Origin of the sequence: Streptomyces rubellomurinus, assembly GCF_000961885.1 — a bacterium.
In the GTDB taxonomy this organism is placed as follows: Bacteria; Actinomycetota; Actinomycetes; order Streptomycetales; family Streptomycetaceae; genus Kitasatospora; species Kitasatospora rubellomurina.
On sequence record NZ_JZKH01000030.1, the window covers coordinates 13,026 to 34,720 of the forward strand.

21 protein-coding genes are annotated in these 21,695 nt (G+C 74.5%); 14 read left to right on the plus strand and 7 right to left on the minus strand.

All coding sequences use genetic code 11. The features are described 5' to 3' along the window. Positions 1-82: 82 nt before the first annotated feature. From VM95_RS16435 to VM95_RS16450, 4 genes are all read left to right on the plus strand, one after another. Positions 83-1,096, plus strand: coding sequence for a hypothetical protein (locus VM95_RS16435; RefSeq protein ID WP_045697330.1), 1,014 nt, complete (start codon positions 83-85; stop codon positions 1,094-1,096). Then, a complete protein-coding gene (locus tag VM95_RS16440) occupies positions 1,093-2,352 on the plus strand; it encodes a sensor histidine kinase (protein ID WP_045697331.1) in 1,260 nt (419 codons plus the stop codon). Before VM95_RS16435 ends, VM95_RS16440 begins: the two co-directional genes overlap by 4 nt. Continuing rightward, on the plus strand, positions 2,349-3,050 hold the full coding sequence (locus VM95_RS16445; RefSeq protein WP_045697332.1) for a response regulator transcription factor: 702 nt from the start codon (positions 2,349-2,351) through the stop codon (positions 3,048-3,050). The genes VM95_RS16440 and VM95_RS16445 overlap by 4 nt, the downstream gene beginning before the upstream one ends. 158 nt (positions 3,051-3,208) lie before the next feature. Beyond that, positions 3,209-3,856, plus strand: coding sequence for a Pr6Pr family membrane protein (locus VM95_RS16450; protein ID WP_045697334.1), 648 nt, complete (start codon positions 3,209-3,211; stop codon positions 3,854-3,856). A 44-nt stretch (positions 3,857-3,900) separates the two neighbouring features. On the opposite strand, the gene VM95_RS16455 is transcribed toward VM95_RS16450, so the two are convergent. After that, the gene (locus tag VM95_RS16455) at positions 3,901-5,508 is read right to left on the minus strand and encodes an ABC-F family ATP-binding cassette domain-containing protein (protein WP_045697336.1); all 1,608 of its coding nucleotides are present in this window, start codon (positions 5,506-5,508) and stop codon (positions 3,901-3,903) included. A gap of 534 nt (positions 5,509-6,042) precedes the next feature. Between VM95_RS16455 and VM95_RS16460 the strand changes: the two genes are divergently transcribed. The 4 genes from VM95_RS16460 (at position 6,043) to VM95_RS16475 (ending at position 10,442) form a co-directional block, all read left to right on the plus strand. Further along, complete coding sequence (locus tag VM95_RS16460; protein ID WP_045697338.1) at positions 6,043-7,227, plus strand: trypsin-like serine peptidase; 1,185 nt, start codon at positions 6,043-6,045, stop codon at positions 7,225-7,227. A 114-nt stretch (positions 7,228-7,341) separates the two neighbouring features. Continuing rightward, a complete protein-coding gene (locus VM95_RS16465; protein WP_045697340.1) occupies positions 7,342-8,979 on the plus strand; it encodes an ABC-F family ATP-binding cassette domain-containing protein in 1,638 nt (545 codons plus the stop codon). A gap of 76 nt (positions 8,980-9,055) precedes the next feature. Further along, the gene (locus VM95_RS16470; RefSeq protein WP_045697342.1) at positions 9,056-9,745 is read left to right on the plus strand and encodes a nitroreductase family protein; all 690 of its coding nucleotides are present in this window, start codon (positions 9,056-9,058) and stop codon (positions 9,743-9,745) included. 91 nt (positions 9,746-9,836) lie between these two features. Further along, on the plus strand, positions 9,837-10,442 hold the full coding sequence (locus tag VM95_RS16475; RefSeq protein ID WP_052706287.1) for a GNAT family N-acetyltransferase: 606 nt from the start codon (positions 9,837-9,839) through the stop codon (positions 10,440-10,442). Between the two features lie 9 nt (positions 10,443-10,451). On the opposite strand, the gene VM95_RS16480 is transcribed toward VM95_RS16475, so the two are convergent. Next, the gene (locus tag VM95_RS16480; protein WP_045697344.1) at positions 10,452-11,405 is read right to left on the minus strand and encodes an aldo/keto reductase; all 954 of its coding nucleotides are present in this window, start codon (positions 11,403-11,405) and stop codon (positions 10,452-10,454) included. Positions 11,406-11,836: 431 nt separating this feature from the next. Here VM95_RS16480 and VM95_RS16485 point away from each other — a divergent pair, with 431 nt between their 5' ends. From VM95_RS16485 to VM95_RS16495, 3 genes are all read left to right on the plus strand, one after another. After that, positions 11,837-12,436: a choice-of-anchor C family protein gene (locus VM95_RS16485; protein WP_045697346.1), complete on the plus strand. Its 600-nt coding sequence runs from the start codon at positions 11,837-11,839 to the stop codon at positions 12,434-12,436. A 231-nt stretch (positions 12,437-12,667) separates the two neighbouring features. After that, complete coding sequence (locus VM95_RS40380) at positions 12,668-14,182, plus strand: carbohydrate binding domain-containing protein (RefSeq protein WP_078860003.1); 1,515 nt, start codon at positions 12,668-12,670, stop codon at positions 14,180-14,182. 99 nt (positions 14,183-14,281) lie between these two features. Next, complete coding sequence (locus VM95_RS16495; RefSeq protein ID WP_078860005.1) at positions 14,282-15,688, plus strand: SDR family NAD(P)-dependent oxidoreductase; 1,407 nt, start codon at positions 14,282-14,284, stop codon at positions 15,686-15,688. A gap of 64 nt (positions 15,689-15,752) precedes the next feature. Here VM95_RS16495 and VM95_RS16500 read toward each other — a convergent pair whose 3' ends face one another. After that, positions 15,753-16,496 (minus strand): SDR family oxidoreductase, encoded by a 744-nt coding sequence (locus VM95_RS16500; RefSeq protein ID WP_045697348.1) that lies wholly within the window; start codon positions 16,494-16,496, stop codon positions 15,753-15,755. 113 nt (positions 16,497-16,609) lie between these two features. On the opposite strand from VM95_RS16500, the gene VM95_RS16505 reads away from it, so the two are divergent. Further along, positions 16,610-17,236: a TetR/AcrR family transcriptional regulator gene (locus VM95_RS16505; RefSeq protein ID WP_052706412.1), complete on the plus strand. Its 627-nt coding sequence runs from the start codon at positions 16,610-16,612 to the stop codon at positions 17,234-17,236. 3 nt (positions 17,237-17,239) lie between these two features. Here the strand turns inward: VM95_RS16505 and VM95_RS16510 are convergent, their stop codons facing one another. Then, complete coding sequence (locus VM95_RS16510; RefSeq protein WP_045697350.1) at positions 17,240-17,830, minus strand: TetR/AcrR family transcriptional regulator; 591 nt, start codon at positions 17,828-17,830, stop codon at positions 17,240-17,242. A 134-nt stretch (positions 17,831-17,964) separates the two neighbouring features. On the opposite strand from VM95_RS16510, the gene VM95_RS16515 reads away from it, so the two are divergent. Then, positions 17,965-18,984 carry a hypothetical protein gene (locus tag VM95_RS16515; protein ID WP_045697352.1) on the plus strand — a complete coding sequence of 340 codons (1,020 nt, stop codon included), beginning with the start codon at positions 17,965-17,967 and terminating at the stop codon, positions 18,982-18,984. Positions 18,985-19,048: 64 nt separating this feature from the next. Here VM95_RS16515 and VM95_RS16520 read toward each other — a convergent pair whose 3' ends face one another. Further along, the gene (locus VM95_RS16520; protein WP_045697354.1) at positions 19,049-19,588 is read right to left on the minus strand and encodes a hypothetical protein; all 540 of its coding nucleotides are present in this window, start codon (positions 19,586-19,588) and stop codon (positions 19,049-19,051) included. Positions 19,589-19,784: 196 nt separating this feature from the next. Beyond that, on the minus strand, positions 19,785-20,423 hold the full coding sequence (gene def, locus VM95_RS16525) for a peptide deformylase (RefSeq protein ID WP_063773510.1): 639 nt from the start codon (positions 20,421-20,423) through the stop codon (positions 19,785-19,787). A gap of 72 nt (positions 20,424-20,495) precedes the next feature. Here def and VM95_RS16530 point away from each other — a divergent pair, with 72 nt between their 5' ends. Beyond that, positions 20,496-21,059, plus strand: a complete 564-nt coding sequence (locus VM95_RS16530) for an ArsR/SmtB family transcription factor (RefSeq protein ID WP_045697356.1) — start codon at positions 20,496-20,498, stop codon at positions 21,057-21,059. A 15-nt stretch (positions 21,060-21,074) separates the two neighbouring features. On the opposite strand, the gene VM95_RS16535 is transcribed toward VM95_RS16530, so the two are convergent. Continuing rightward, the gene (locus VM95_RS16535) at positions 21,075-21,596 is read right to left on the minus strand and encodes a hypothetical protein (RefSeq protein ID WP_045697358.1); all 522 of its coding nucleotides are present in this window, start codon (positions 21,594-21,596) and stop codon (positions 21,075-21,077) included. Positions 21,597-21,695 lie beyond the last annotated feature (99 nt).

Here is a 21,695-nt window from a genome sequence, read left to right on the forward strand (position 1 = left end):
ACGGCCGGATCCCCCGCCGGGGGGAGGGCGATCGCGCCGCCGGGGCGAGACAACTGCGGTGCGCGGACGGGACGATGGCGGTATGAGAATCAACGAGCGCACGGTCCGGACCGGCGCTGCCTGGACGGCGGTGGCCGCGACCCTGCCGTACCTGATGCTCAAACTGCTCTGGCTGGTCGGGTTCTCGGTGGGGGCGGACAACGCCGAGGCACTGGACAAGCTCTGGGTGCCGAACCTGCTGAGCTTCGGGATGGACGCGATCGCCTTCGCCCTGGCGCTCGTCTTCGTCCGGCCGTGGGGACGGCGGGTCCCGGCCGGGCTGCTGGCGTTCCCGATGTGGGCGGCGACCGGACTGCTCGGGACCATCCTGATCGGGGTGCCGGTCTCCCTGATCGCCGACCTGGTGCTCGGCCCGCAGCACATCGCCGCGCACCAGCCGGACCCGGGCTTCTCCGGGCTCGCCGGCTGGGTCACGCCGCTGGTGTACGGGGGGTTCAGCGTCCAGGGGCTCGCGCTGATCACCGCCTTCCTGCTGTACGCCCGGCGGCGCTGGGGCGCGCTGGTGCGCGAGCGGATCGGCGACCTGCCCGACTCGCCGAGCATCCCGGTGCAGCGCTGCCTGGCCTGCGCCGCCGCCCTGCTCGCCGTGGGCGTGGCGGCGGCCCGCTGCTACTGGGCGGCGGGCGGCGACGCCGGACTGCCGCCGTCCCTGCGCGACAACGGCACCCGGGGCCCGGCCGTGCTGGACGCCGTGACCGCGATGATGGCGATCGCCGCACCGCTGGCCCTGCTGGTGCTGGTCTTCCGGTTCCGCCCGCAGCGGCGGCTGATCTGGCCGGCGCTGGTGGCCTGGACCGCCTCCGGCTCGCTGGTCGGCTGGGGCGCCTGGCTGATGATCATGTACGGCACGACCGGGACCAAGGTCCAGGACCTGCACCACGCGGTGCCCGGACTGCTGCCGCTGGTGCAGTGCGCCCAGGTGGTGACCGGGCTGCTGGTCCTCGTCGCGGGCGCGCTGGCCCTGACCGAACGCGGAGCCCTGGCCTCCGGAAGGACCGCGCCGGCGACCGCCGTTGACGTAGAGTCACCCGAGTGACCACGGGGGAGAGCAGCCGGCTTCGGCGCGCGACAGCGGCACTGGTCGGGCACAAGGCACTGCTGCGCTGGGTGCACCTGGTGCTGGGCGGCGCCCTGCTGATGCCGTACTGGATGCTCTCCGTGGTGCTCCTCGGCGGGTTCGGCCAGGGCGACGGGCTGCTGTACCAAGTGGTCGTCCTGCTGGGCTCGCTGTTCACCTCGCTGCCGATGGCCGGGATCACCGCGCTGGTACCGATCGTCCGGGGCCTGGAAGGAGCGGCCGCCCGGGCGCTGTGCGCGGTCGAGCGGCCCGAGGAACTGGCCGGCGGGCCTTCGCAGTCCTGGGCCGCGCGCCGGCGCACCGCGCTCTGGTACATGCTGCACGTGTTCCTCGGCGGGGTGGTCGCCGGACTGACGCTGGGCGGCGGGACCGGGGCGATCGCACTGATCATCTCCGAGGCGGACGACACCACGCCCTGGGCGGGCAGCTCCACCGGCCGGCTGCTCGCCGGCCCGGCGGTCGGGCTCGGCCTCATCCTGCTGATCGTCCTCATCAGCGCCGGGTCCGGCGCCCTGCTGGCCCGCTGCGCTCCCGTCCTGCTCGGGCCGACCCCGGAGGAGCGGCTGGCCGCCGCCGAACGCCGGGCCACCGTGCTCGCCCAGCGCAACCGGCTGGCCCGCGAACTGCACGACTCGGTCGGGCACGCGCTCAGCGCGGTCGGCATCCAGGCCTCGGCCGCCGCCCGGGTGCTGCGCAGCGACCCGGACTTCGCCGCCGAGGCGCTGCACGCGATCGAGGAGACCGCCCGGGCCGCCGTCGCCGAACTGGACACCGTGCTCGGGCTGTTGCGCGAGGAGAGCCCGGAGACCGCCGAACCGGCCGGGCCCACCCTCGCCGGGCTGGACGACCTGCTGCGCCAACTCGCCCGCACCGGGGTGACGGTGGACGCCGACCTCTCCCCCGGCCTCAGGGCCCTGCCCGCCGAAGTCTCCCGCGAGGCCTACCGGATCGTGCAGGAGGGCCTCACCAACGTGCTGCGGCACGCCGGCCCGGCACCGGCCGGGCTGCGGGTCGCGGTCACCGGGAGCCGGCTGGAGATCGAACTGACCAACCCGCTGGGCCCGACCCGCCCCAGCCGCCCCGGCGGCGGGCGGGGGCTGCGCGGGATCGATGAACGCGCGACGGCCCTGCGCGGCGGCAGCGCCGCCGGGCCGGACGACGACGGTACGACGTGGCGGCTGGCCGTCTGGCTGCCGGTGGGAGGAACCGCATGAACGACCAGAGCCAGGCAGTCGACCGGATCCGCGTGGTGATCGCGGACGACGAGCGACTGGTCCGGATGGGCCTGCGCGTGGTGATCGACGCCGAACCCGACCTCACCGTGGTCGGCGAGGCCGCGGACGGCGCCGAAGTGGTGCCCCTGGTGCGCGAACTGCGGCCCGACGTGGTGCTGATGGACGTCCGGATGCCCGGGATCGACGGCATCCGGGCCACCGAGCAGCTGATCGGCGGGATGGCCGAGCCGCCGCGCATCCTGGTGGTCACCACCTTCGAGCACGACGACCACGTGTACGACGCGCTGCGCGCGGGCGCGGCCGGGTTCCTGCTGAAGCGGGCGCGGGCCGAGGAGATGGTCCAAGCGGTGCGGCTGGTCGCGCGCGGGGACTCGCTGCTGTTCCCGGCCGCGGTGCGCGAGCTCGCGCTGCGGCACGGCGCGGCGGACGGCGGACGGGAGGCGCCGGCGGCCGCGGCCGCGGACCGGGGGCCGATCGGGCGGCTGACCGAGCGGGAGGGGCAGGTCCTGCGGCTGATGGCCTCCGGGCTCAACAACGGCGAGATCGCCAAGGAGCTGGTGGTCAGCCAGGAGACGGTCAAGACGCACGTCGGCAGCGTGCTGGCCAAGCTCGGCGCGCGCGACCGCACCCAGGCGGTGATCGCGGCGTACGAGTCGGGCTTCGTCCTGCCGGGGTGAACACCCCCGGGCGACGCGAGTGACCAGGGGGTGAACGCGGGATGACGCCGGGTCGGCCACCCCGAGGTTCCGCCCGGCCGGAGCCGCGGGTAGAGTGCGACGCTCCCCCGTGAACCGCCCGATACCTCCCGTATCGCCTGGAACGAACTGGTGGCCGCATGAGTGTCCGGACCCGCCCCGCGCTGTGGTGGCGCGCGGCCATCGTGCTGTCGGCGGGCCTCGGCCTGACGCTCGGCACCGCGCCGCTGGTGTACTTCACCGTGCAGAGCAACGTGATCGTGCTCGGCTACTTCATCGGCGCGGTGTACTGGATGCTCAAGCGCGACACCGTGGACGCGCCCGCGCCCCGGCTGCGCGGCGCGGCCACGCTGTACATCCTGATCACCGGGCTGGTCTCGCACATCCTGCTGCAGCACGGCGCCAACCCGCTGCCCGGGCTGGTCAGCGGGCCGGACCGGCTCGCGCACTGGTCCTCCTTCTTCCTGCACTACGTCACGCCGGTGCTGGTGATCGCCGACTGGCTGGTGCTGAAGCCGCGCAACGCGGCCGCCTGGAAGGACATCCCGCTCTGGCTGGCCTTCCCGCTCGGCTACGCCGCGATCGTGCTCACCCGCAACGCGCTGTTCGACGACTACCCGACGCCCTACCCGTACTTCTTCTTCGACCCGACCACCAAGGGCTACGGCTACGTGTGGGGCCAGATCGCCCTGCTGACCGTCGAATTCACCGTGCTCGCCGCCGCCGTGGTCGGGCTGGACCGGCTCGGCACGCTGGTCGCCGGCCGGCTGCGGCCCGCCCGGACGTAGGGCCGCCCGGACGTAGGGCCGCCCGGGCGGGCCGACCGCGGGCGCTACATCGGATCCACCCCCCGCAGCTCGCCGTCCAGCTCCAGCCACCTGGTCAGGCCCAGCCCACGCAGGAAGGGCAGGTCGTGGCTAGCCACGACCAGCGCCCCCTGGTAGGCGGCGAGCGCCTGGGTGAGCTGGCGGACGCTGGCCAGGTCGAGGTTGTTGGTCGGCTCGTCGAGCAGCAGCAGCTGGGGCGGCGGGTCGGCCAGCAGCAGCGCGGCCAGGGTGGCCCGGAACCGCTCGCCGCCGGACAGCGTGCCGGCCTCCTGCTCGGCCCGCGCGCCGCGGAACAGGAAGCGGGCGAGCCGGGCCCGGATGGCGTTGTCCCCGGCGGCGGGGGCGAACTGCTTGACGTTCTGCACGACGCTGAGCCCGTCGTCCAGCAGGTCGAGCCGCTGCGGCAGGTGGCGCAGCGGCACCGGGGTGGTCACCTCGCCCTCCAGTGGGGAGAGTTCGCCCGCGATGGTGCGCAGCAGGGTGGTCTTCCCCGCGCCGTTGCCGCCGACCAGGGCGATCCGCTCGGGGCCGCGCAGGTCGAGGTCGGCGGTGGCGCCGTTCGGCAGCCGGACCTTCTGAAGGGTGAGCACGGTGCGCCCGGCCGGCACCGCGGTGCGCGGCAGGTCGATCCGGATCTCCGCGTCGTCGCGCACCGCCTCCTCGGCGGCGGCGAGGCGCTGCTTGGCCTCCTCCAGCCGTTCGGTGTGCATGCCCTGGAGCCGCCCGGCGGTCTCCTGGCCCTTGCGTTTGAGCATGCCGGCGAAGATGTGCGGGTCGTTGCGGGTGACCGAGCGCTTCTTGCCGTACGACGCGCTGCGCTCCAGCCGGCTGCGGGCCTCGACCAAGTCCCGCTTCTGGCGCTGGACGTCGGCCTCGGCGTTGCGCAGCAGGCGCTCGGCCGTCTCCTGCTGGGCCGCGAGGGTGTGCTCGTAGGCGTCGAAGTTGCCGCCGTACCAGGTGACGTCGCCGTCCCGCAGATCGGCGATCTGGTCCACGTGCGCGAGCAGTTCGCGGTCGTGGCTGACGATCAGCAGGACGCCGTGCCAGCCGGCCACCGTCTCGTACAGCCGCTCGCGGGCGGCGCGGTCGAGGTTGTTAGTCGGCTCGTCCAGCAGCAGGACGTCGGGGCGGCGCAGCAGCAGGGCGGCCAGGCGCAGCAGCACGGCCTCGCCGCCGGAGAGTTCGCCGGTGGTGCGGTCCAGGCCGAGGCGGCGCAGGCCGAGCCGGTCGAGGGTGGCGCGGGCGCGCTCCTCGACGTCCCAGTCGTCGCCGACCGCGTCGAAGTGGCGCTGGTCGGTGTCGCCGGACTCGATGGCGTGCAGGGCCTCGCGGGCGGCCCGGATGCCGAGCGCCTCGTCGACCCGCAGGCCGGTGTCGAGCGTCAACCCCTGGGGCAGGTAGCCGAGTTCACCGGCCACCCGGATGGCGCCGCGGGTGGGGGCGAGGTCTCCGGCGATGAGCCGCAGCAGGGTGGACTTGCCGGCGCCGTTGAGCCCGATCAGGCCGGTGCGGCCGGGGCCGACCGCGAGGTTGAAGCCGTCGAGGACGGGCTTGCCGTCCGGCCATTCGAAGGCCAGGTCGGTGCAGAGGACGGCGGTGGTGGGTTGTGCCATGGGGGCCTCCCGGGTGGTTGCCGATGGGGTGATGAGCAACACGGGAAGACACCGCGGGTGCGGAACCGGGACGGCCGGGGGGGGGAAGGGGTGGCGCGGATCAGGGGCGCCACGGGCCGTGACTGAGGTCGCACACTTCGCGCACCGCGCGGCGGCAGGGGCCTGCGCGGCGGGGCGGTGTCTCAGGACCTCAGTAGAGCAACGGCCTTCTCCTTGTCTGGCGGATGACGTCGGCAACGCTAGGCGGCCCGGCGGACACGGGCAACCGATTTTCCGCGCGCCCCGGTTCCGGCCGGCGGGGGGAGGTCCCGCGCGCCCCGGTTCCGGCCGGCCGGCGGAGGTCCCGCGCGCCCGTGGCGGAGGCACCGTGCCGATCCGGTGCCGATCCGGTGACAGCCCGGCACCGGACGGGGGTGGCCGCCGGTGGCCGCCCGTCCGCATGGCAGACTCCTGACCTGCCATGCCTGCGGCTCCCACGGGGCCGTACCCGCGGAAGGGGACGCATGGCGGTAGTCAACAGGGGGATTTGAAACCATGTCACCGATAACCCGGTCGAGCCGTGCCGTCCTGGGTGCCTCCGTCGCCGCGCTGACCGTGCTGGCCGCCACCGCCTGCGGCCCCGACAACAGCGACCCGGCCGTCGCCCAGACCACGGCGCCGACCGTCGCGGGCAGCGCCACCGGCAAGCCGGCGCCGTTCAAGCTGCCGACCGCCGAAGAGCTGAAGACCTGGAAGTTCGAGGACTGGGACAAGTGGGCCCAGGCGAACGTCATCACTCCGGCCGTCAAGGGCTACTGGAACCTGCAGAAGCTGCTGAACGCGAAGCCGAAGCCGATGCCGCAGCCGCCGGCGGACCCGACCCAGCCGCCCGCGCAGCCCACCAGCGCCGCGCCGGCCCAGCCGACCGCCACCCAGCCGCCGGCCGTCCCCGGGCAGGCGCCGAGCGTCGTCCCGGCGAAGCCCGTGGCGCACCCGTTCGCGAAGAACCTGCACGTCAACGGCAAGATCTTCTTCAAGGACGGCAACGAGGACTACGTGTGCTCCGGCACCGTCGTCTCCGACCCGGCCAACCCCGGCAAGAGCAACCTGGTGTGGACCGCCAGCCACTGCCTGCACGGCGGCAAGGGCGGCAAGTACTACACCAACATCACCTTCGCCCCGGCCTACAACAGCAACGGCCTGCTGAGCGGCGGCAAGCAGGGCGACGAGGCCGCCGCCGAGCCGTACGGGGAGTGGGACGCCACCGCCGGCATGGTCTCGCCGCAGTGGACGGCCGAGGCCGACCCGGAGAAGGGCGGCCCGTGGAGCCAGTACGACTTCGGCATCATCAAGGTGGCCAACCCCACCGGCGGCAAGTCGCTGGAGGAGACCGTCGGCGGCTCGGTGCCGCTGTGGTTCAACGCCCCGCGTGAGCAGCTGTCCGTGACCAGCTACGGCTACCCGGCCGGCAAGCCCTTCGACGGCGTGGAGCTGGAGCACTGCGACGGCGGCAAGCCGGCCGCGAAGCCCGGCGAGCCGAGCCGCCCGGCGATGCTGGCGATCGGCTGCAACATGACCGGCGGCAGCAGCGGCGGCGGCTGGTACGCCACCAAGGACGGCAAGCCGGCCCTGGTCAGCGACACCTCCATCGGCAACAACGCCAACACCTACGAGGCGGGCCCGTACCTGGAGGACGTGGCGGCGCACATGTTCGACTACTTCACGAAGAAGTCGAAGTGAGCCGCCGGGCCGACCGAGCCCGCTGAGTGACCGGCCCGGGGGCCGTGGCGAGCACCGCCGCGGCCCCCGGGCTTTTCCGTCGCCCGGCCCGCTCCTCCTACAATCGGGCTCATCATGAGCGCCACACTCGTAGTCAAGGACCTCAGCGCCGGCCACGGCGAACGCACCCTCTTCTCCGGCCTGGACCTGGTGGTCGCCCCCGGTGACGTGATCGGCCTGGTCGGGGTGAACGGCGCCGGCAAGTCGACCCTGCTGCGGCTGCTGGCCGGCCTGGACACGCCCGAGGGCGGCTCGCTGCGGCTCAGCCCGGCGAGCGCCAACGTCGGCCACCTCCCGCAGGAGCCGGAGCGGCGCGAGGGCGAGTCGGTGCGCGCCTTCCTGGCCCGGCGCACCGGCGTGGCGGCCGCCCAGGCCGCGCTGGACGAGGCCACCGAGGGCCTGGTCGAGGGCCGCCCGGGCGCCGACGACGCCTACGCGGCGAGCCTGGACCGCTGGCTCGACCTCGGCGGCGCCGACCTGGACGAGCGGGCCGAGGAGGTCGCCGACTCGCTCGGCCTGAAGGTCTCCCTCGACCTGCCGATGACGGCGCTGTCCGGCGGCCAGGCCGCCCGGGCCGGCCTGGCCTCGCTGCTGCTGTCCCGCTACGACGTCTTCCTGCTCGACGAGCCCACCAACGACCTCGACCTGGACGGCCTGGACCGGCTGGAGGCCTTCGTCAAGGGCCTGCGCGCCGGCACCGTGGTGATCAGCCACGACCGCGAGTTCCTGGCCCGCACCGTGACCAAGGTGCTGGAGCTCGACCTGCACCAGCAGCAGGTCAACCTCTACGGCGGCGGCTACGAGTCGTACCTGGAGGAGCGCGCGGTGGCCCGCCGGCACGCCCGCGAGGCGTACGAGGACTACGCGGACACCAAGTCCTCGCTGGAGGCCCGGGCGCAGATGCAGCGCAACTGGATGGAGCACGGCGTCCGCAACGCCCGCCGCAAGGGCGGCGACAACGACAAGAACGCCAAGGCCAAGCGCACCGAGTCCACCGAGAAGCAGGCCTCCAAGGCCCGGCAGACCCAGCGCATGATCGAGCGGCTGGACGTGGTCGAGGAGCCGCGCAAGGAGTGGGAGCTGCGGATGGAGATCGCGGCGGCGCCGCGCTCCGGCGCGGTGGTCGCCACCCTGCGCGCGGCGGTCGCCCGGCGCGGCGACTTCACCCTCGGCCCGGTGGACCTGCAGCTCGACTGGGCGGACCGGGTCGCCATCACCGGCGCCAACGGCGCGGGCAAGTCCACGCTGCTGGCCGCCCTGCTGGGCCGGCTCGAACTCGACGGCGGCAGCGCCGCGTTGGGCTCGGGCGTGGTGGTCGGCGAGGTCGACCAGGCGCGCGGGCTGTTCCTCGGCGAGGAGAAGCTGATCGACGCCTTCGCCGCCGCCGTCCCGGAGTCCAGCCCGGAGGACGTGCGCACCCTGCTGGCCAAGTTTGGCCTGAAGGCGGTGCACGTGCTGCGCCCGGCCGACACCCTCTCCCCCGGTGAGCGCACCCGGGCCGCGCTCGCGCTGCTGCAGGCCCGCGGGGTGAACCTGCTGGTGCTGGACGAGCCCACCAACCACCTGGACCTGCCGGCGATCGAGCAGCTGGAGTCCGCCCTGGCCACGTACACCGGCACCCTGCTGCTGGTCACCCACGACCGGCGGATGCTGGACGCCGTCTCGGTGAACCGGCGGATCGAGGTCCGGGACGGGCTGGTGCACGAGCTCTGACGGCCCCGCCGCCCGGCGCCCGGGAATTGGTCTCTACCTCTTCCCGGGCGGGCCGCCATGTGCTGTGCTGTCGCCCATGGTTGAGAACGTTGAGAGCGTTGAGAGCCCGGCGGCGGCGTCGTACCCGACCGTCCCGCTCACCCCGATGACGGTGCCCGCCCACGAGGCCGAGGCCCGCGGCAGGGCGTTCCACGACGTGATGGCGCAGCGCCGGACCGTCCGCGACTACTCCACCCGCCCGATCCCCGAGGGGGCGGTCGAGTGGGCGGTGCGCACCGCGAACACCGCGCCCAGCGGCGCGCACGTCCAGCCCTGGCGGTTCGTGGTGATCACCGACCCGGACCGCAAGCGGCGGCTGCGCGAGGCCGCCGAGGCCGAGGAGCGCGAGTTCTACGCCCACCGGGCCTCGGAGGAGTGGCTGACCGCGCTGGCGCCGATCGGCACCGACTGGCACAAGCCGTTCCTGGAGGACGCGCCCGCGGTGATCGTGGTGTTCGAGGTGCACAAGGGCCCGCGGTCGCCGCGCCCGTACTACACCAAGGAGTCGGTGGGGATCGCGGTCGGGCTGCTGCTGGCCTCGCTGCACCAGGCCGGGCTGGCCACGCTGACCCACACGCCGAGCCCGATGAGGTTCCTGAACGAGGTGTGCGACCGCCCGGCGGAGGAGCGCGCCGCGTACGTGATCCCGGTCGGCTACCCGGCCGAGGGGGCGCGGGTGCCGGACCTGAGGCGCAAGGAGCTCGACGAGGTGCTGGTCCGGCTCTGACCGGCCGGGCGCGCCCCGTACCCGGGGGCCGCGCCCTGCACCCGGGGGCCGCGCGTGGCGGCCGGTTCCGGCCGGGACCATAATCCCGGCCATGAGCCACGCACAGCCACGCTCCTGCGACCCCGCCCCGGCCCGGGCGCGCGAGGCGACCCCCGGGCGGCCGCCCGAGCTGCTGCGGCTGCCCGGCGGGCTCCGGCTGCGCCGGCGCCGCAGCTGCCACGCGGCGGCGCTGCACCGGGCGCTGCGGGCGAACCTGGAGCACCTGCGGCCGTGGCTGGAGTGGGCGGCCGAGGCGCCGAGCCCGGCCCGCACGGTCGAGCTGACCCGGGCCGGCGCGGCCGCCTGGGAGGCCGGCACCGACTTCCTGTACCTGGCCTGGCTGGACGCCGAGCCGGGCGGCGTGGTCGGCGCGTTCGGCCTGCACGGGCGGGTCGGCCCGGGGGCGCTGGAGATCGGCTACTGGGTGGCCGAGCGGCACGTCGGCCGCGGCATCGCGACCACCGCGGCCGGGGCGCTGACCGAGGCCGCGCTGGCGCTGCCCGGGATCGCGCGGGTGGAGATCCGCTGCGACCGGGCGAACGCGGCCAGCGCGGCCGTCCCGCGCAAGCTCGGCTACCGGCTGGACCGGGTGGCCGAGGCCGCCGTCCGGGCCCCGGCGGAGACCGGACGGCAGCTGGTCTGGATCAGGGAGCGGTAGGCAGCGGCCTCAGTAGCGCTCGCCGGTGGGCACCGGCAGCGCGTCCAGCTCGGCGAGGTCGGCCGCGGACAGCTCGATGTCGGCCGCGCCCACGTTGTCCGCCAGGTAGCGCGGCGTCTTGGTGCCCGGGATCGGGAAGACGTACCGGCCCTGCGCGAGCACCCAGGCCAGCGCGACCCGCGCGGGGGTGGTGCCGATCCGCTCGGCGATCTCCCGGACCCGCCCGACCAGCGCCAGGTTCGCCTTCAGCGCGTCCTGCTGGAAGCGCGGCAGCCGGCGGCGGAAGTCGTCGGCGGGCAGCTCGTCGAAGGAGGAGATGCTGCCGGTCAGGAAGCCCCGGCCGAGCGGGGAGAACGGCAGGAAGGCGATGCCCTGCGCCTCGGTGTACGGCAGCACCTCGGCCAGCGCGTCCCGGGTCCACAGCGACAGCTCGGACTGCACGGAGGCGACGGGGTGCACCGCCTGCGCCCGCCTGATCTCCTCGACGCCCACCTCGGAGAGCCCGATCCGCAGGGCCTTGCCCGCCCGGACGGCCTCGGCGAACGCGCCCCAGGTCTCCTCGATCGGGACGTCCGGGTCGACCCGGTGCAGCTGGTAGAGGTCGACGTGGTCGGTCCCGAGCCGGCGCAGGCTCTCGTCGATCGAGCGCCGCACGTGCTCGGGCCGGCCGTTGCGCTCCAGCTGGCCCGCGCCGCCGGGGACGATGCCCACCTTGGTGGCCAGGAACGCGCGCTCCCGGTACGGGCCGGCCAGCGCGGCGCCGACCACCTCCTCGTTGGTGTACGGGCCGTACATGTCGGCGGTGTCGAACAGGGTGACGCCGAGGTCCAGGGCCTGCCGGATCACCGCGACGGAGGTGTCGTCGTCGCGGTTGCCGACGTCGTAGGCCCAGGTCATCCCCATGCAGCCGAGGCCGAGGACGCCGACCTCGGGTCCGTTGCTGCCGAACGCGGCCTTGCGCATGACGGGTGCTCCGATCTGGTGGTGACGGGTGGTGCGGTGGATCGACGCGGCCAGCTTGCCGGTTGGAGTGCACTCGAGGTCAAGTGCGCTCGAACTCGAACTCGAACTCGAACCCGGCACCGCATCGCATCACCTGGCGTTCGTATGGTCATCGACCCACCACGGGGTGCGAGCGGGGCGCGCGCCCGGAGCTTCACCACCGGCTGCGGCACTCCGGACGTCCGGCACGGGAGTTCGCCCCCGGACGACCCCGCCCGGCTCCCCCGCTCCCCCACGGGCGAACACCCGGCAAACCGGCGCGTACGGGCATATGCCACGGCCGGTCGCACCACCGGGCGCCGCCGCCCCGATCTTGGCAGGGCCGTCCGGGGCGGTCGACCCTCTGTGTGCGGCCGACCAGGCCCCTCGCGTCCGAGTTGGGGAGGAAACCCATGTCCGTCTCGCGCCTGCGCATCACCGCCGTCGCCCTGCTGGTGGCCGGCGCCACCGTGCTCGCCACCCCGGCCCAGGCCGCCGGCGGGCACCGCGCCGCCAGCCGCTTCGACGACGGCAGCTTCGAGTCGCCCAAGGCCCCCGCGAACAACTTCACCGAGTTCGCCGCCGGCCAGAGCATCGGCCCGTGGCGGATCACCGCCGGCAGCGTCGACCTGATCGGCGCCGGCTTCTGGCAGGCCGCCGAGGGCGACCAGTCGCTCGACCTCAACGGCGCCGGCGCCGGCACCATCGCCCAGACCTTCGCCACCACCCCCGGCGCCACCTACTCGGTGACGTACGCACTGGCCGGCAACCCCGCGGGCGGGCCCGCCCTGCGCACCGGCCGGGCCGAGATCGACGGCCAGGACTTCCAGGACTTCACCTTCGACATCACCGGCAAGACCAGGGCCGACATGGGATACGTGGGGCGGCAGTTCAGCTTCGTCGCGCGCAACTCCTCCACCACGCTGACCTTCGCCAGCACCGTGGCGGGCCCGTACGGGCCGGTGCTCGACGACATCCAGGTGAAGGAGTGCAAGGCCTGCTGCGGCAACTGAGCAGCCGTCGGCTCGCATCGCCCGGCCTCACCCCGGCGCCTTAACCCAGCCTGAAGAACGCCTCCGGTGGACCTCCGGGAGCGGGGAGATGCTTGACGTGCACACCTGGTCTAGTCCAGTTTGATGCTCAGCACCGCGCTCCTCCCCGCACCGGACCAGCCCCCGTGCTGCCGCCCGCCCCGTGTCCCCCCTCACGGCGCGGGCGGCCCACCGTTCCCGAGAGGCACCCCCATGCCCAGCGCGCCCCACACCGCCCCCGCCCACCGCCGCCCCGCCGGCCGCACCAAGCTGCTCAGCCTCGCCGCCGCCACCGCGCTCGCCGCGGGCGGCCTCGCCGCCCTCGCCGGGAACGCCGGCGCCGCGGACGGCAACCTGCTCGCCAACGGCGGCCTGGAGAGCGGCACGCTCAGCCCGTGGAGCTGTTCCGCCGGCACCGGCGGCATCGTCAACTCCGGTGCCCACAGCGGGACGTACGCCCTGAAGGGGGCCGCGAGCGCGAGCGACACCGCACAGTGCGGCCAGACCGTCGCCGTCCGGCCCAACACCACGTACACCCTCAGCGCCTGGGTGCGCGGGCAGTACGTCTACCTCGGCGCCACCGGCAGCGGCGTCACCGACCCGGCGGTGTGGACCCCGGGCGGCGCCGACTGGCAGCAGCTGTCCACCAGCCTCACCACCGGGCCGACGACCACCAGCGTCACCGTGTACCTGCACGGCTGGTACGGGCAGGGCGCCTACCTCGCCGACGACATCGCGCTCACCGGCCCCGGCGGCACCCCGTCCACGCCGCCCTCCACCCCGCCGACCGGCCCGGGCACCCCCACCGGCACGCCCACCGGCGGCCCCTCCACCCCGCCGCCGAACGTCGCCCTCCCGGTCGCGCCCTACATCGACATGGGCGCCTGGCCCACCCCGTCGATGCCGGACATGGCCAAGGCCGGCAACCTCAAGGGCTACACCATGGGCTTCGTCACCGGCGTCGGCTGCAAGGCCAGCTGGTTCAACGCCTACGACCCGCGCACCGGCTGGGCCAAGGAGCAGATCGACGCGCTGCGCGCCGCCGGCGGCGACGTCAAGCTCTCCTTCGGCGGCGCCAGCGGCACCGAACTCGCCGCCGCCTGCGGCACGGTGGACTCGCTGTTCAACGAGTACGACGCCGTGGTCAACGCCTACGGCCTGCGCTACGTCGACTTCGACATCGAGGGCGCGGCGATCGCCGACACCGCCGCCAACGACCGCCGCTCGGCCGCGCTCGCCAAGCTGCAGCAGGCCCACCCCGGGCTGAAGGTCTCGTTCACCCTGCCCGTGCTGCCCGAGGGGCTGACCGCCGAGGGCGTCGCCATCGTCAAGTCCGCCCGGGACGCGGGCGTGAACACCGACCTGGTGAACATCATGGCGATGGACTACTACCGGGCGGGCACCGACTACGGCAACGCCGCCGTCCAGGCCGCGCAGTCGCTGTTCGGCCAGCTCAAGGCGCTGTACCCGGCGAAGGGCGACGCCCAGCTGTGGGCCATGGTCGGCGTCACCCCGATGCTCGGCGAGAACGACGACCACCAGGTCTACGACCAGGCCGCCGCCCAGCAGCTGGTGACCTTCGCCACGCAGAACCACCTGGGCCTGCTGGCCTTCTGGGACGCCACCCGCGACGCCAACGCCTGCACCGGCGGCTCGCTGGCCAAGTGCACCAACATCCCGCAGCAGCCGTACGAGTTCGCCAGGATCTTCGCCCGGTACGCGGGCTGACCGGACCGAGCCGGGCACCGGGCCCGATTAATTGGCATTTCATCGTCCCGGACCGTTGACTACAGTCCGTTCCACCTGAACCACACCGAGGGGGCGGACATGACGGTCCGGGACGACCACCAGCAGCTCGACACGCCATTCCCGACCAGCGACGCCGCCTGCGCGGCGGGCCTCACCCCCGAGGAACTCGCAGCGTTCAGCCACACCCTCGGCCGCCTGCGCGCCCTGCCGTTCCACGACCGCACCCGCCTGCACGCCGAGCAGCAGCTCACCGCCTTCGTCCGCGCCAGCCGCAAGTACCGCCGGCAGGAGGCCAAGGACACCGCCCGGCGGACCGACGCCGGGCTGCTCGCCGCCACCGCGACCGGCGACCGGCAGCGCCGGGAGGACGCCCCGCTCGCCGCCGTCGCCACCGGGCCGGTCGGCGACCTGCTGACCCCGCGCCGGTGCTACGTCTGCAAGCACAAGTACCGCCAGGTCGACGGCTTCTACCACATGCTCTGCCCGGACTGCGCGGCCGACAACACCGCCCGCCGCGGCCTCGGCACCGACCTGCGCGGACGCCGGGCGCTGCTCACCGGCGGCCGGGTGAAGATCGGCTTCCAGCTCGCCCTGATGCTGCTGCGCGACGGCGCCGAGCTCACCGTCACCAGCCGCTTCCCGCACGACACCGTGCGCCGCTTCCGGGCCGTCGAGGGCAGCGCGCAGTGGTGGGAGCGGCTCACCGTGGTCGGCATCGACCTCCGCGACCCGCGCCAGGTCCTCGGCCTCACCGAGCAGTTGCGCGCCGAGGGCCGGCCGCTCGACATCCTGGTCAACAACGCCGCGCAGACGCTGCGCCGCCCGCCGGAGTCGTACGCGCTGCTGACGGCCGGCGAGCAGGGGGCGCTGTCCGCCGCCGACCGCCGGGCGATCACCCACGCACCGGGGTTCCGGCCGGCGACCGGAACCGCCCAACTCGCCGCGGGAGCGGGCTCCTTGCTCGACCTCGCCGACGAGGCGGGCCTGCTGCCCGACCTCGCCCCCGCCAACTCGTGGTCCGCCACGCTCGGTTCGCTCGACCCGGCCGAGGTGCTGGAGGTCCAGCTGGTCAACGCCCTCGCCCCGGCGCTGCTCTGCGACCGGCTGCTGCCGCTGCTGCTCGCCTCCCCGCACCCGGCCCGCTACATCGTCAACGTCACCGCCGTCGAGGGCCGGTTCGCCGTCCGCAACAAGACCGCGCGCCACCCGCACACCAACATGGCCAAGGCCGCGCTCAACATGCTCACCCGCACCAGCGCCGCCGAGCTCGCCGCCCGCGGCGTGCACATGTGCGCCGTCGACACCGGGTGGATCACCGACGAGAACCCGGCCCCCAAGAAGGCCCACCTCGCCGACCAGGGCTTCCGCACCCCGCTCGACATCGTCGACGGCGCGGCCCGGGTCTACGACCCGATCGTCCGCGGCGAGGCCGGGCACCCGGTGTCGGGGGTGTTCCTCAAGGACTACCTGGTCGCCGAGTGGTGACGGCGCGGGCGCAGCGCTGACGGCGGCCCGCCCCGGGCGCGTTCCGGGGCGGGCCGCGGCCGTCTCAGCGGCCGGTGGCGAGGTTCGTCCCGCCGTTGACGTCGAGCACCACGCCGGTGACGAAGGTGTTGGCGGCGAGCAGGTGGATCGCCCGGGCGACGTCCTCCGGCCGGCCGACCCGGCCGACCGGCGTGGTGGCGGCCAGCCCGTCGAACAGCGCGGTGCGCTGCTCGGCCGGGACGCGGTCCCACCACGGGGTGTCGATGACGCCCGGCGAGACGGCGTTGACCCGCAGCGGGGCGAGCTCGACGGCCAGCGGCGGGACCATCGCGTCCAGCGCGCCGTTGATGGCGGCCAGTCCGGCGGTACCCGGGAAGGCGGCGCGGGAGGAGCCGGCGGTGATCAGGGTGACCGAGCCGTCCTTGCGCAGGTGCGGCAGCGCCGCCTGCAGGACGCGCACCTGCGGCCAGAACTTGGCGTCGAAGCCGCGGGCCAGCTCGGCGAGGTCGAGCTGGGCGAAGGGGCCGCCGCCGGCCGAGCCGCTGACCGAGACGACCAGGTGGTCGACGGTCCCGGCCCCGGCGAAGAAGGCGGCGAGTGCGGCCGGGTCGGCGGCGTCCACCTGCTGCCCGGTGGTCTTTCCGCCGATCCTGGCGACGGCGGCGTCCAGCCGGTCGCGGTCGCGGCCGGTGACGACGACCTCGGCACCGTCCGCCGCGAAGGCGGTGGCGGCGGCCTCGCCGATGCCGGAGCTGCCGCCCATGACGACGACGCGCTGTCCGGCGAACAGAGTTGACGCAGTGCTCATGACGGTGGGTCCTTCCGGCGGGGCGATAGCTTGTCGAGACCGTTCGTTCCGGCAATGATGTTTGTCGAGACTGCTAGTCTTGTCAAGTGAGGGCAGTACGGGAAGGAACCCAGATGAGCGAGACCGCCGAGAGCGCCGGAACCACGGACGCCGCCGCGCCCCAGCCCGCGCGCCCGCACACCGGACGGCGCCGCAACGAGGCCGCCCACCGCGCGATCCTGGACGCCGCCCTGACCCTGCTCGCCACCGCCGACGGCACCCCCGTCACCATCGACGCCATCGCCCGCACCGCCGGCGTCGGCAAGCAGACCGTCTACCGCTGGTGGCCGTCCAAGGGCGCCGTCCTGCTCGACGCCCTGACCGACCGCGCCGACCAGGACGTGACCGGCCCCGACACCGGCGACCTCCGCGCCGACCTGCGCACCTTCGTCGCCACCACCTTCGACGCCGCCCAGCGGGACACCACCGCCTCTGCCCTGCGCGCCGTCGCCCGCGAGGCCGCCCGCGACCCCCACCTCGCCGAGCTCATGCGCAGCTTCACCGCCGCCCGCCGCGACGCCCTGCGCGAACTCCTCGCCCGCGGCCGCGCACGCGGCGAACTCGGGCCGGACGCCGACCTCGACCTGATCGCGGACCAGGTCTACGGCGTCTTCTGGTACCGCTTCCTGCTCGGCCACGCCCCCCTGGACGCCGCCACCGCGGACCGCCTCGCCACCACCCTGCTGACCGGCAACGCCTGACGGCTACCCGGCCCGCCCGCGCCGCCGCACCAGCGGCAGGTACACCTCGTCGACGATCTCCACCAGCACGTCGTCCGGCGCGGTCGGCACCCCGCGCGCCACGAACTCGTTGCGCAGCAGCACCACCGCCACGGTCGCGACCCTCGGGTGCAGCGCCTCGGGCGCCACCTCGCCGCGGGCGACCGCGCGGCCGAGGACGGTGAGCCAGGGCGCGGCCGCCGCGTCCCCGGACTGGTCCTGCAGCTGCGCCAGGAACTCCGCCGCGCCGCCGGCCGCGGCCAGCAGTTCGCGCAGCACCGCCCCGGCCGGAGAGCTCCAGTTGCGGTTCACCAGGCGCAGCAACTCCAGCACGTCGCCGCGCAGTTCGCCGGTGTCGGGGAGCGGCGCGGCCTTGCCGAGCTGCTTGTACGCGGCGATGCCGAGGGCCAGCCGGTTGGGCCAGCGCCGGTAGATGGCGTTCTTGTTGGTGCCCGCCCGCGCGGCCACCTTGTCCATGGTCAGCCCGGCGTACCCGGACTCGGTCAGCTCCGCCACCGCCGCCCGCAGGATGGCCTCCTCCAGCGCCGCTCCGCGCCGCCGCGTCTGCCCGGCCATGCTCCCGCTCCGCCCTCGATGCCGCCCGTACCGCCTGCCCTTGCCCGCCCCATCCTTACTTGCCCTCCCGGGAGGACGGCAACTACGGTACTCGCCGTACCGTAAGTTTCCGATCCTCCAGAAGGCAGGAGACCATGCGCGCCAAGGGCATCAGCTACGACACCGGCTTCGTCAAGAACGGCGAGTACTCCCGCAAGCTGTTCGACCCCGAGACCGTCGCCGAGGAGCTGCGGATCATCCGGGACGACCTGCACTGCAGCGCGGTCCGGATCATGGGCGGCGACCCCGACCGGATCGACCTCGCCGCCGGGTACGCCGCCGACCTCGGACTGGAGGTCTGGTACTCGCCGTACCCACTGGAGCGGACCGGCGAGGAGATGCTGCGGCTGTTCACCGACTGCGCCGAGCGCGCCGAACGGCTGCGGCGGCGCGGGGCCGAGGTGGTGTTCGTCACCGGCGCCGAACTCAGCCTCATGAACCCGGGGTTCCTGCCCGGCGACAGCACGGAGGAGCGCGTCGCGCTGCTCGCCCGGCCCGAAGCGCTGCGCGCCCACCTCGGCGCGGTGAGCGCCCGGGTCAACGCCTTCCTCGCCGAGGCGGTCACCGCCGTCCGGGCCCGCTTCGGCGGGCGGGTCACCTACGCCGCCGTGCCGTTGGAGCAGGTCGACTGGGCGCCCTTCGACGTGATCTCGCTCGACCTCTACCGCTCCGCCGAGATCGCCGACCGCTTCGCCGCCGGCGTCCACGAGCTGACCTCCCGGGGCAAGCCCGTCGCCATCACCGAGTTCGGCTCCGCCACCTACCGGGGCGCGGGCGACCGGGGCGCGCGCGGCCTGGAGATCGTCGAGTACGGCCCGGCCGGCCCGGTCCGGCTGAACGGCGCGTACGAGCGCGACGAGGAGGGCCAGGCCGGGTACCTGCGCGAACTGCTGGAGGCCTTCGACGCGGGCGGTGTCGACGCCGCCTTCGTCTTCACCTTCGCCCTCCCCGACCACGTCCACCGCCCGGACGGCGACCCGCGCGACGACCTCGACCTCGCCAGCTACGGCCTGGTCAAGGTCTACGAGGACCGCCTGGGCGCCGTCTACCCCGGGCTGCCCTGGGACCCGAAGGCCGCCTTCGGGGCGGTCGGCGCGTACTACCGGGCGCACTGAACCGGGACGGGCGGGCGCAGGAAGTCGGCCGGTCCGACTTCCTGCGCACGGGACGCCTGCGGGCTCACGCGGCGAGGGCGAGCGGGCGGGTGCGGCGGCGGTGGTAGGCGACGGCGAGGGCGAGGGTGATCGGGCCCCAGAGCATGGCGGGGGTGATGCAGATCCGGGCCAGCACCATCCACCACACGCTGCCCCATCGCTCGGGGGCGAAGATGTCGACCCCCTGGATGAACCCCAGGAGGTCGAACAGGAAGGTGACGACCGCGCCCCCCAGCAGCGCCGGGACGGTCGCCACCAGCGGCGGCACCCGGCGGCCCCGCAGGAACGGCACCCAGCGCGGGAACACCTCGCCCCAGCCGCTGACCAGCCCGAGGGTCAGCAGCGTCACCGACTCGGTGACCAGGCTCAGGCCGAACACGTACGGGACGGCCCACCACTCCCAGGGCCCGCGCTTCTCGTCGATCAGGCCCATGCAGAAGTCGAACGCGAACGGCAGCCGCCACAGGCACTGCGGCAGCACGATGAACGGGAGGGCCTTCGCCAGGCGCAACGCCCAGCCGGGGACGGGGCGTTCGGTGTCGCCCACCGGGATGTTCTTCAGCATGCGTCCACCCTCGCCGAGCACCCCGGCCCGCCGCCTCACCCGCGCGAGGGGGCCCGCTCCCCCGGCCGGGCCAGCTCGGCGGCCGGCCGGCGGACCGGCACATCCCCCGCCGGGGTGACCCGCGCGGGCGCGGCCACCGGCCCGGCCAGGACACCGGCCCGATCAGGACGCCGGCCCGGCCAGGACACCGGCCCCGTCAGGACGCCGGCGCGTCCAGTCGGCGGCAGCGGCAGGAGAGGTCGCAACCGGCCACCGTTCCGGTCCGGTCCAGCCGCCCGGCCGCCTCGGCGCGCTGCGCGAACACCCGCTCCCGGCGCTCCTCGACCTGCCGCAGCACGTCCTTGCGGTCGCGCCGGCCGAGCCGGTCCACGTACAGCCGCCCCTCCAGGTGGTCGGCCTCGTGCTGGAGGCAGCGGGCGAAGTAGCCGGTGCCCTCGACCGTGACCGGGGTGCCGTGCTGGTCGAAGCCGCGCGCCACCACCCGTGCCGGGCGGGCGAGTTCGGCGTTCGCGCCGGGCACGGAGAGGCAGCCCTCGACCTCCTCGATGAGCCGCCGCCCGGGGGTCAGCGGCTCGATCACCGGGTTGAGCAGGTGGCCGGTGTGGCGCACGCCGTCGTCGTCGGGGCAGTCGTAGACGAACAGCCGCAGGTCGACGTCCACCTGGTTGGCGGCGAGCCCGGCGCCGTCCGCGACGTACATGGTGGCGAACATCGCGTCGATCAGCCGGGCCAACTCCGGGCTGCCGAAGTCCTGTTCGGTGGCCGGGCGGCAGGGGCCGTGCAGGATCGGCTCACCGATCTCGGTGACACGCAGCACGGACGGACGGTCGGTCATCGACGGACTCCTCGCAAGGGTTCACAGCATGACGGCTTGTCATCGACTTTGCAAAGTAGCAGACTTTGCAAAGTGACCGAAGACCTCACCACCGCGGCGGAAGCCGCCGGCGCGCTCCCCGAACACGCCGTCCGCACCGCGCTGCTGGCCCTGCTCGCCGAACGCGGCACCCTCACCTCCACCGAGGCCGCCGCCGCGCTCGGCCACAGCTCCGGGCTGTGCTCCTTCCACCTGCGGCAACTCGCCCGGCACGGACTGATCGAGGAGGCCCCGCCGGTCGACGGCCGGGCCCGCCCCTGGCGCCTCCCCCAGCAGGCCCCCGCCGGACACCCCGAACCGGCCGAACACCCCGAGCCGGCCGGCGCCTTCGACGAACTGGCACGCGGCCTGGAGGACGAGAGCTACCGGCGCTGGCTCGCCCACCGCGCCGACGCCCCCGCCGAATGGCAGCACGACGAGGCGTTCAGCGCCGTCGTCCACCTGACGCCCGCCGAACTGGCCGCCGTGGCCGACGCCGTCCGCCACCTGCTCGCCCGCTACCGCGACCGCGACACCGACCCGGCCGCCCGCCCCGCCGGCGCCCGCCCGGTCGCCGCCGTCACCCGCCTCTTCCCGCTGCTCCCGGACGGCCGCTGAGCGCCGCCGGCCCCCTCACACCGAGTGCGACCGGGCCCGCGCCCGCCCCGCCACCGCCCGCAGGACCGGCCCGGCCAGCAGCCCGAGCACGGCGCCCAGCACGACCCCCTGCACACCGTCCCACGCGTCCTGCACGTCGCACGGCCGCCCGATCGCGGGCACCGCGTACCGCACCGCCGCGACCGCGAACGGCACCGCCGCCGCGCCCAGCAGGGCCAGCCCGGCCCGCCACCGGCTGCCCGCCAGCGCGGCGGCCACGCCCAGCGAGGCGTAGGCCGCCAGCTTGAACCCGAGGTGCGGCACGGTCAGCAGCTCGTGCGGACGGCGCGGCCGCACGCCCGCCACCGCGCAGTGCCGCACCGCGCTCTCCGACCACCGGAACGCGTCCGGCAGCAGGGTCGCGGTGAGCACGCCGCCGAGCCCGAGCAGCAGCAGGAAGCCGACCGCCCAGTGCGCCCGCAGCAGCCGCCCCACCGGCCGGTTCAGCAGAGCCGCCGGCACCAGCGAGAGCAACAGCCCGGGCCAGAACATCGGCATCCCGCCGAGTAGCCCAGTGATCACGCCTCAACGGACGCCCCGAACACCCGGCCGGTTCTCCGCCCGGGCCACCGGTTCGGATCGGCGCACGGAACCGTC

Bases quoted from the DNA above. Each gene is read 5' to 3' on its own strand.
- VM95_RS16450 (WP_045697334.1), top strand. From the start codon at position 3,209: ATGAGTGTCCGGACCCGCCCCGCGCTGTGGTGGCGCGCGGCCATCGTG.
- VM95_RS16535 (WP_045697358.1), bottom strand. From the start codon at position 21,596: ATGCCGATGTTCTGGCCCGGGCTGTTGCTCTCGCTGGTGCCGGCGGCT.
- VM95_RS16510 (WP_045697350.1), bottom strand. From the start codon at position 17,830: ATGGCCGGGCAGACGCGGCGGCGCGGAGCGGCGCTGGAGGAGGCCATC.
- VM95_RS16500 (WP_045697348.1), bottom strand. From the start codon at position 16,496: ATGAGCACTGCGTCAACTCTGTTCGCCGGACAGCGCGTCGTCGTCATG.
- VM95_RS16495 (WP_078860005.1), top strand. From the start codon at position 14,282: ATGACGGTCCGGGACGACCACCAGCAGCTCGACACGCCATTCCCGACC.
- VM95_RS16470 (WP_045697342.1), top strand. From the start codon at position 9,056: ATGGTTGAGAACGTTGAGAGCGTTGAGAGCCCGGCGGCGGCGTCGTAC.
- VM95_RS16435 (WP_045697330.1), top strand. From the start codon at position 83: ATGAGAATCAACGAGCGCACGGTCCGGACCGGCGCTGCCTGGACGGCG.
- VM95_RS16480 (WP_045697344.1), bottom strand. From the start codon at position 11,405: ATGCGCAAGGCCGCGTTCGGCAGCAACGGACCCGAGGTCGGCGTCCTC.
- VM95_RS40380 (WP_078860003.1), top strand. From the start codon at position 12,668: ATGCCCAGCGCGCCCCACACCGCCCCCGCCCACCGCCGCCCCGCCGGC.
- VM95_RS16475 (WP_052706287.1), top strand. From the start codon at position 9,837: ATGAGCCACGCACAGCCACGCTCCTGCGACCCCGCCCCGGCCCGGGCG.
- VM95_RS16485 (WP_045697346.1), top strand. From the start codon at position 11,837: ATGTCCGTCTCGCGCCTGCGCATCACCGCCGTCGCCCTGCTGGTGGCC.
- VM95_RS16520 (WP_045697354.1), bottom strand. From the start codon at position 19,588: ATGCTGAAGAACATCCCGGTGGGCGACACCGAACGCCCCGTCCCCGGC.
- VM95_RS16455 (WP_045697336.1), bottom strand. From the start codon at position 5,508: ATGGCACAACCCACCACCGCCGTCCTCTGCACCGACCTGGCCTTCGAA.
- VM95_RS16465 (WP_045697340.1), top strand. From the start codon at position 7,342: ATGAGCGCCACACTCGTAGTCAAGGACCTCAGCGCCGGCCACGGCGAA.
- def (WP_063773510.1), bottom strand. From the start codon at position 20,423: ATGACCGACCGTCCGTCCGTGCTGCGTGTCACCGAGATCGGTGAGCCG.
- VM95_RS16460 (WP_045697338.1), top strand. From the start codon at position 6,043: ATGTCACCGATAACCCGGTCGAGCCGTGCCGTCCTGGGTGCCTCCGTC.
- VM95_RS16505 (WP_052706412.1), top strand. From the start codon at position 16,610: ATGAGCGAGACCGCCGAGAGCGCCGGAACCACGGACGCCGCCGCGCCC.
- VM95_RS16515 (WP_045697352.1), top strand. From the start codon at position 17,965: ATGCGCGCCAAGGGCATCAGCTACGACACCGGCTTCGTCAAGAACGGC.
- VM95_RS16445 (WP_045697332.1), top strand. From the start codon at position 2,349: ATGAACGACCAGAGCCAGGCAGTCGACCGGATCCGCGTGGTGATCGCG.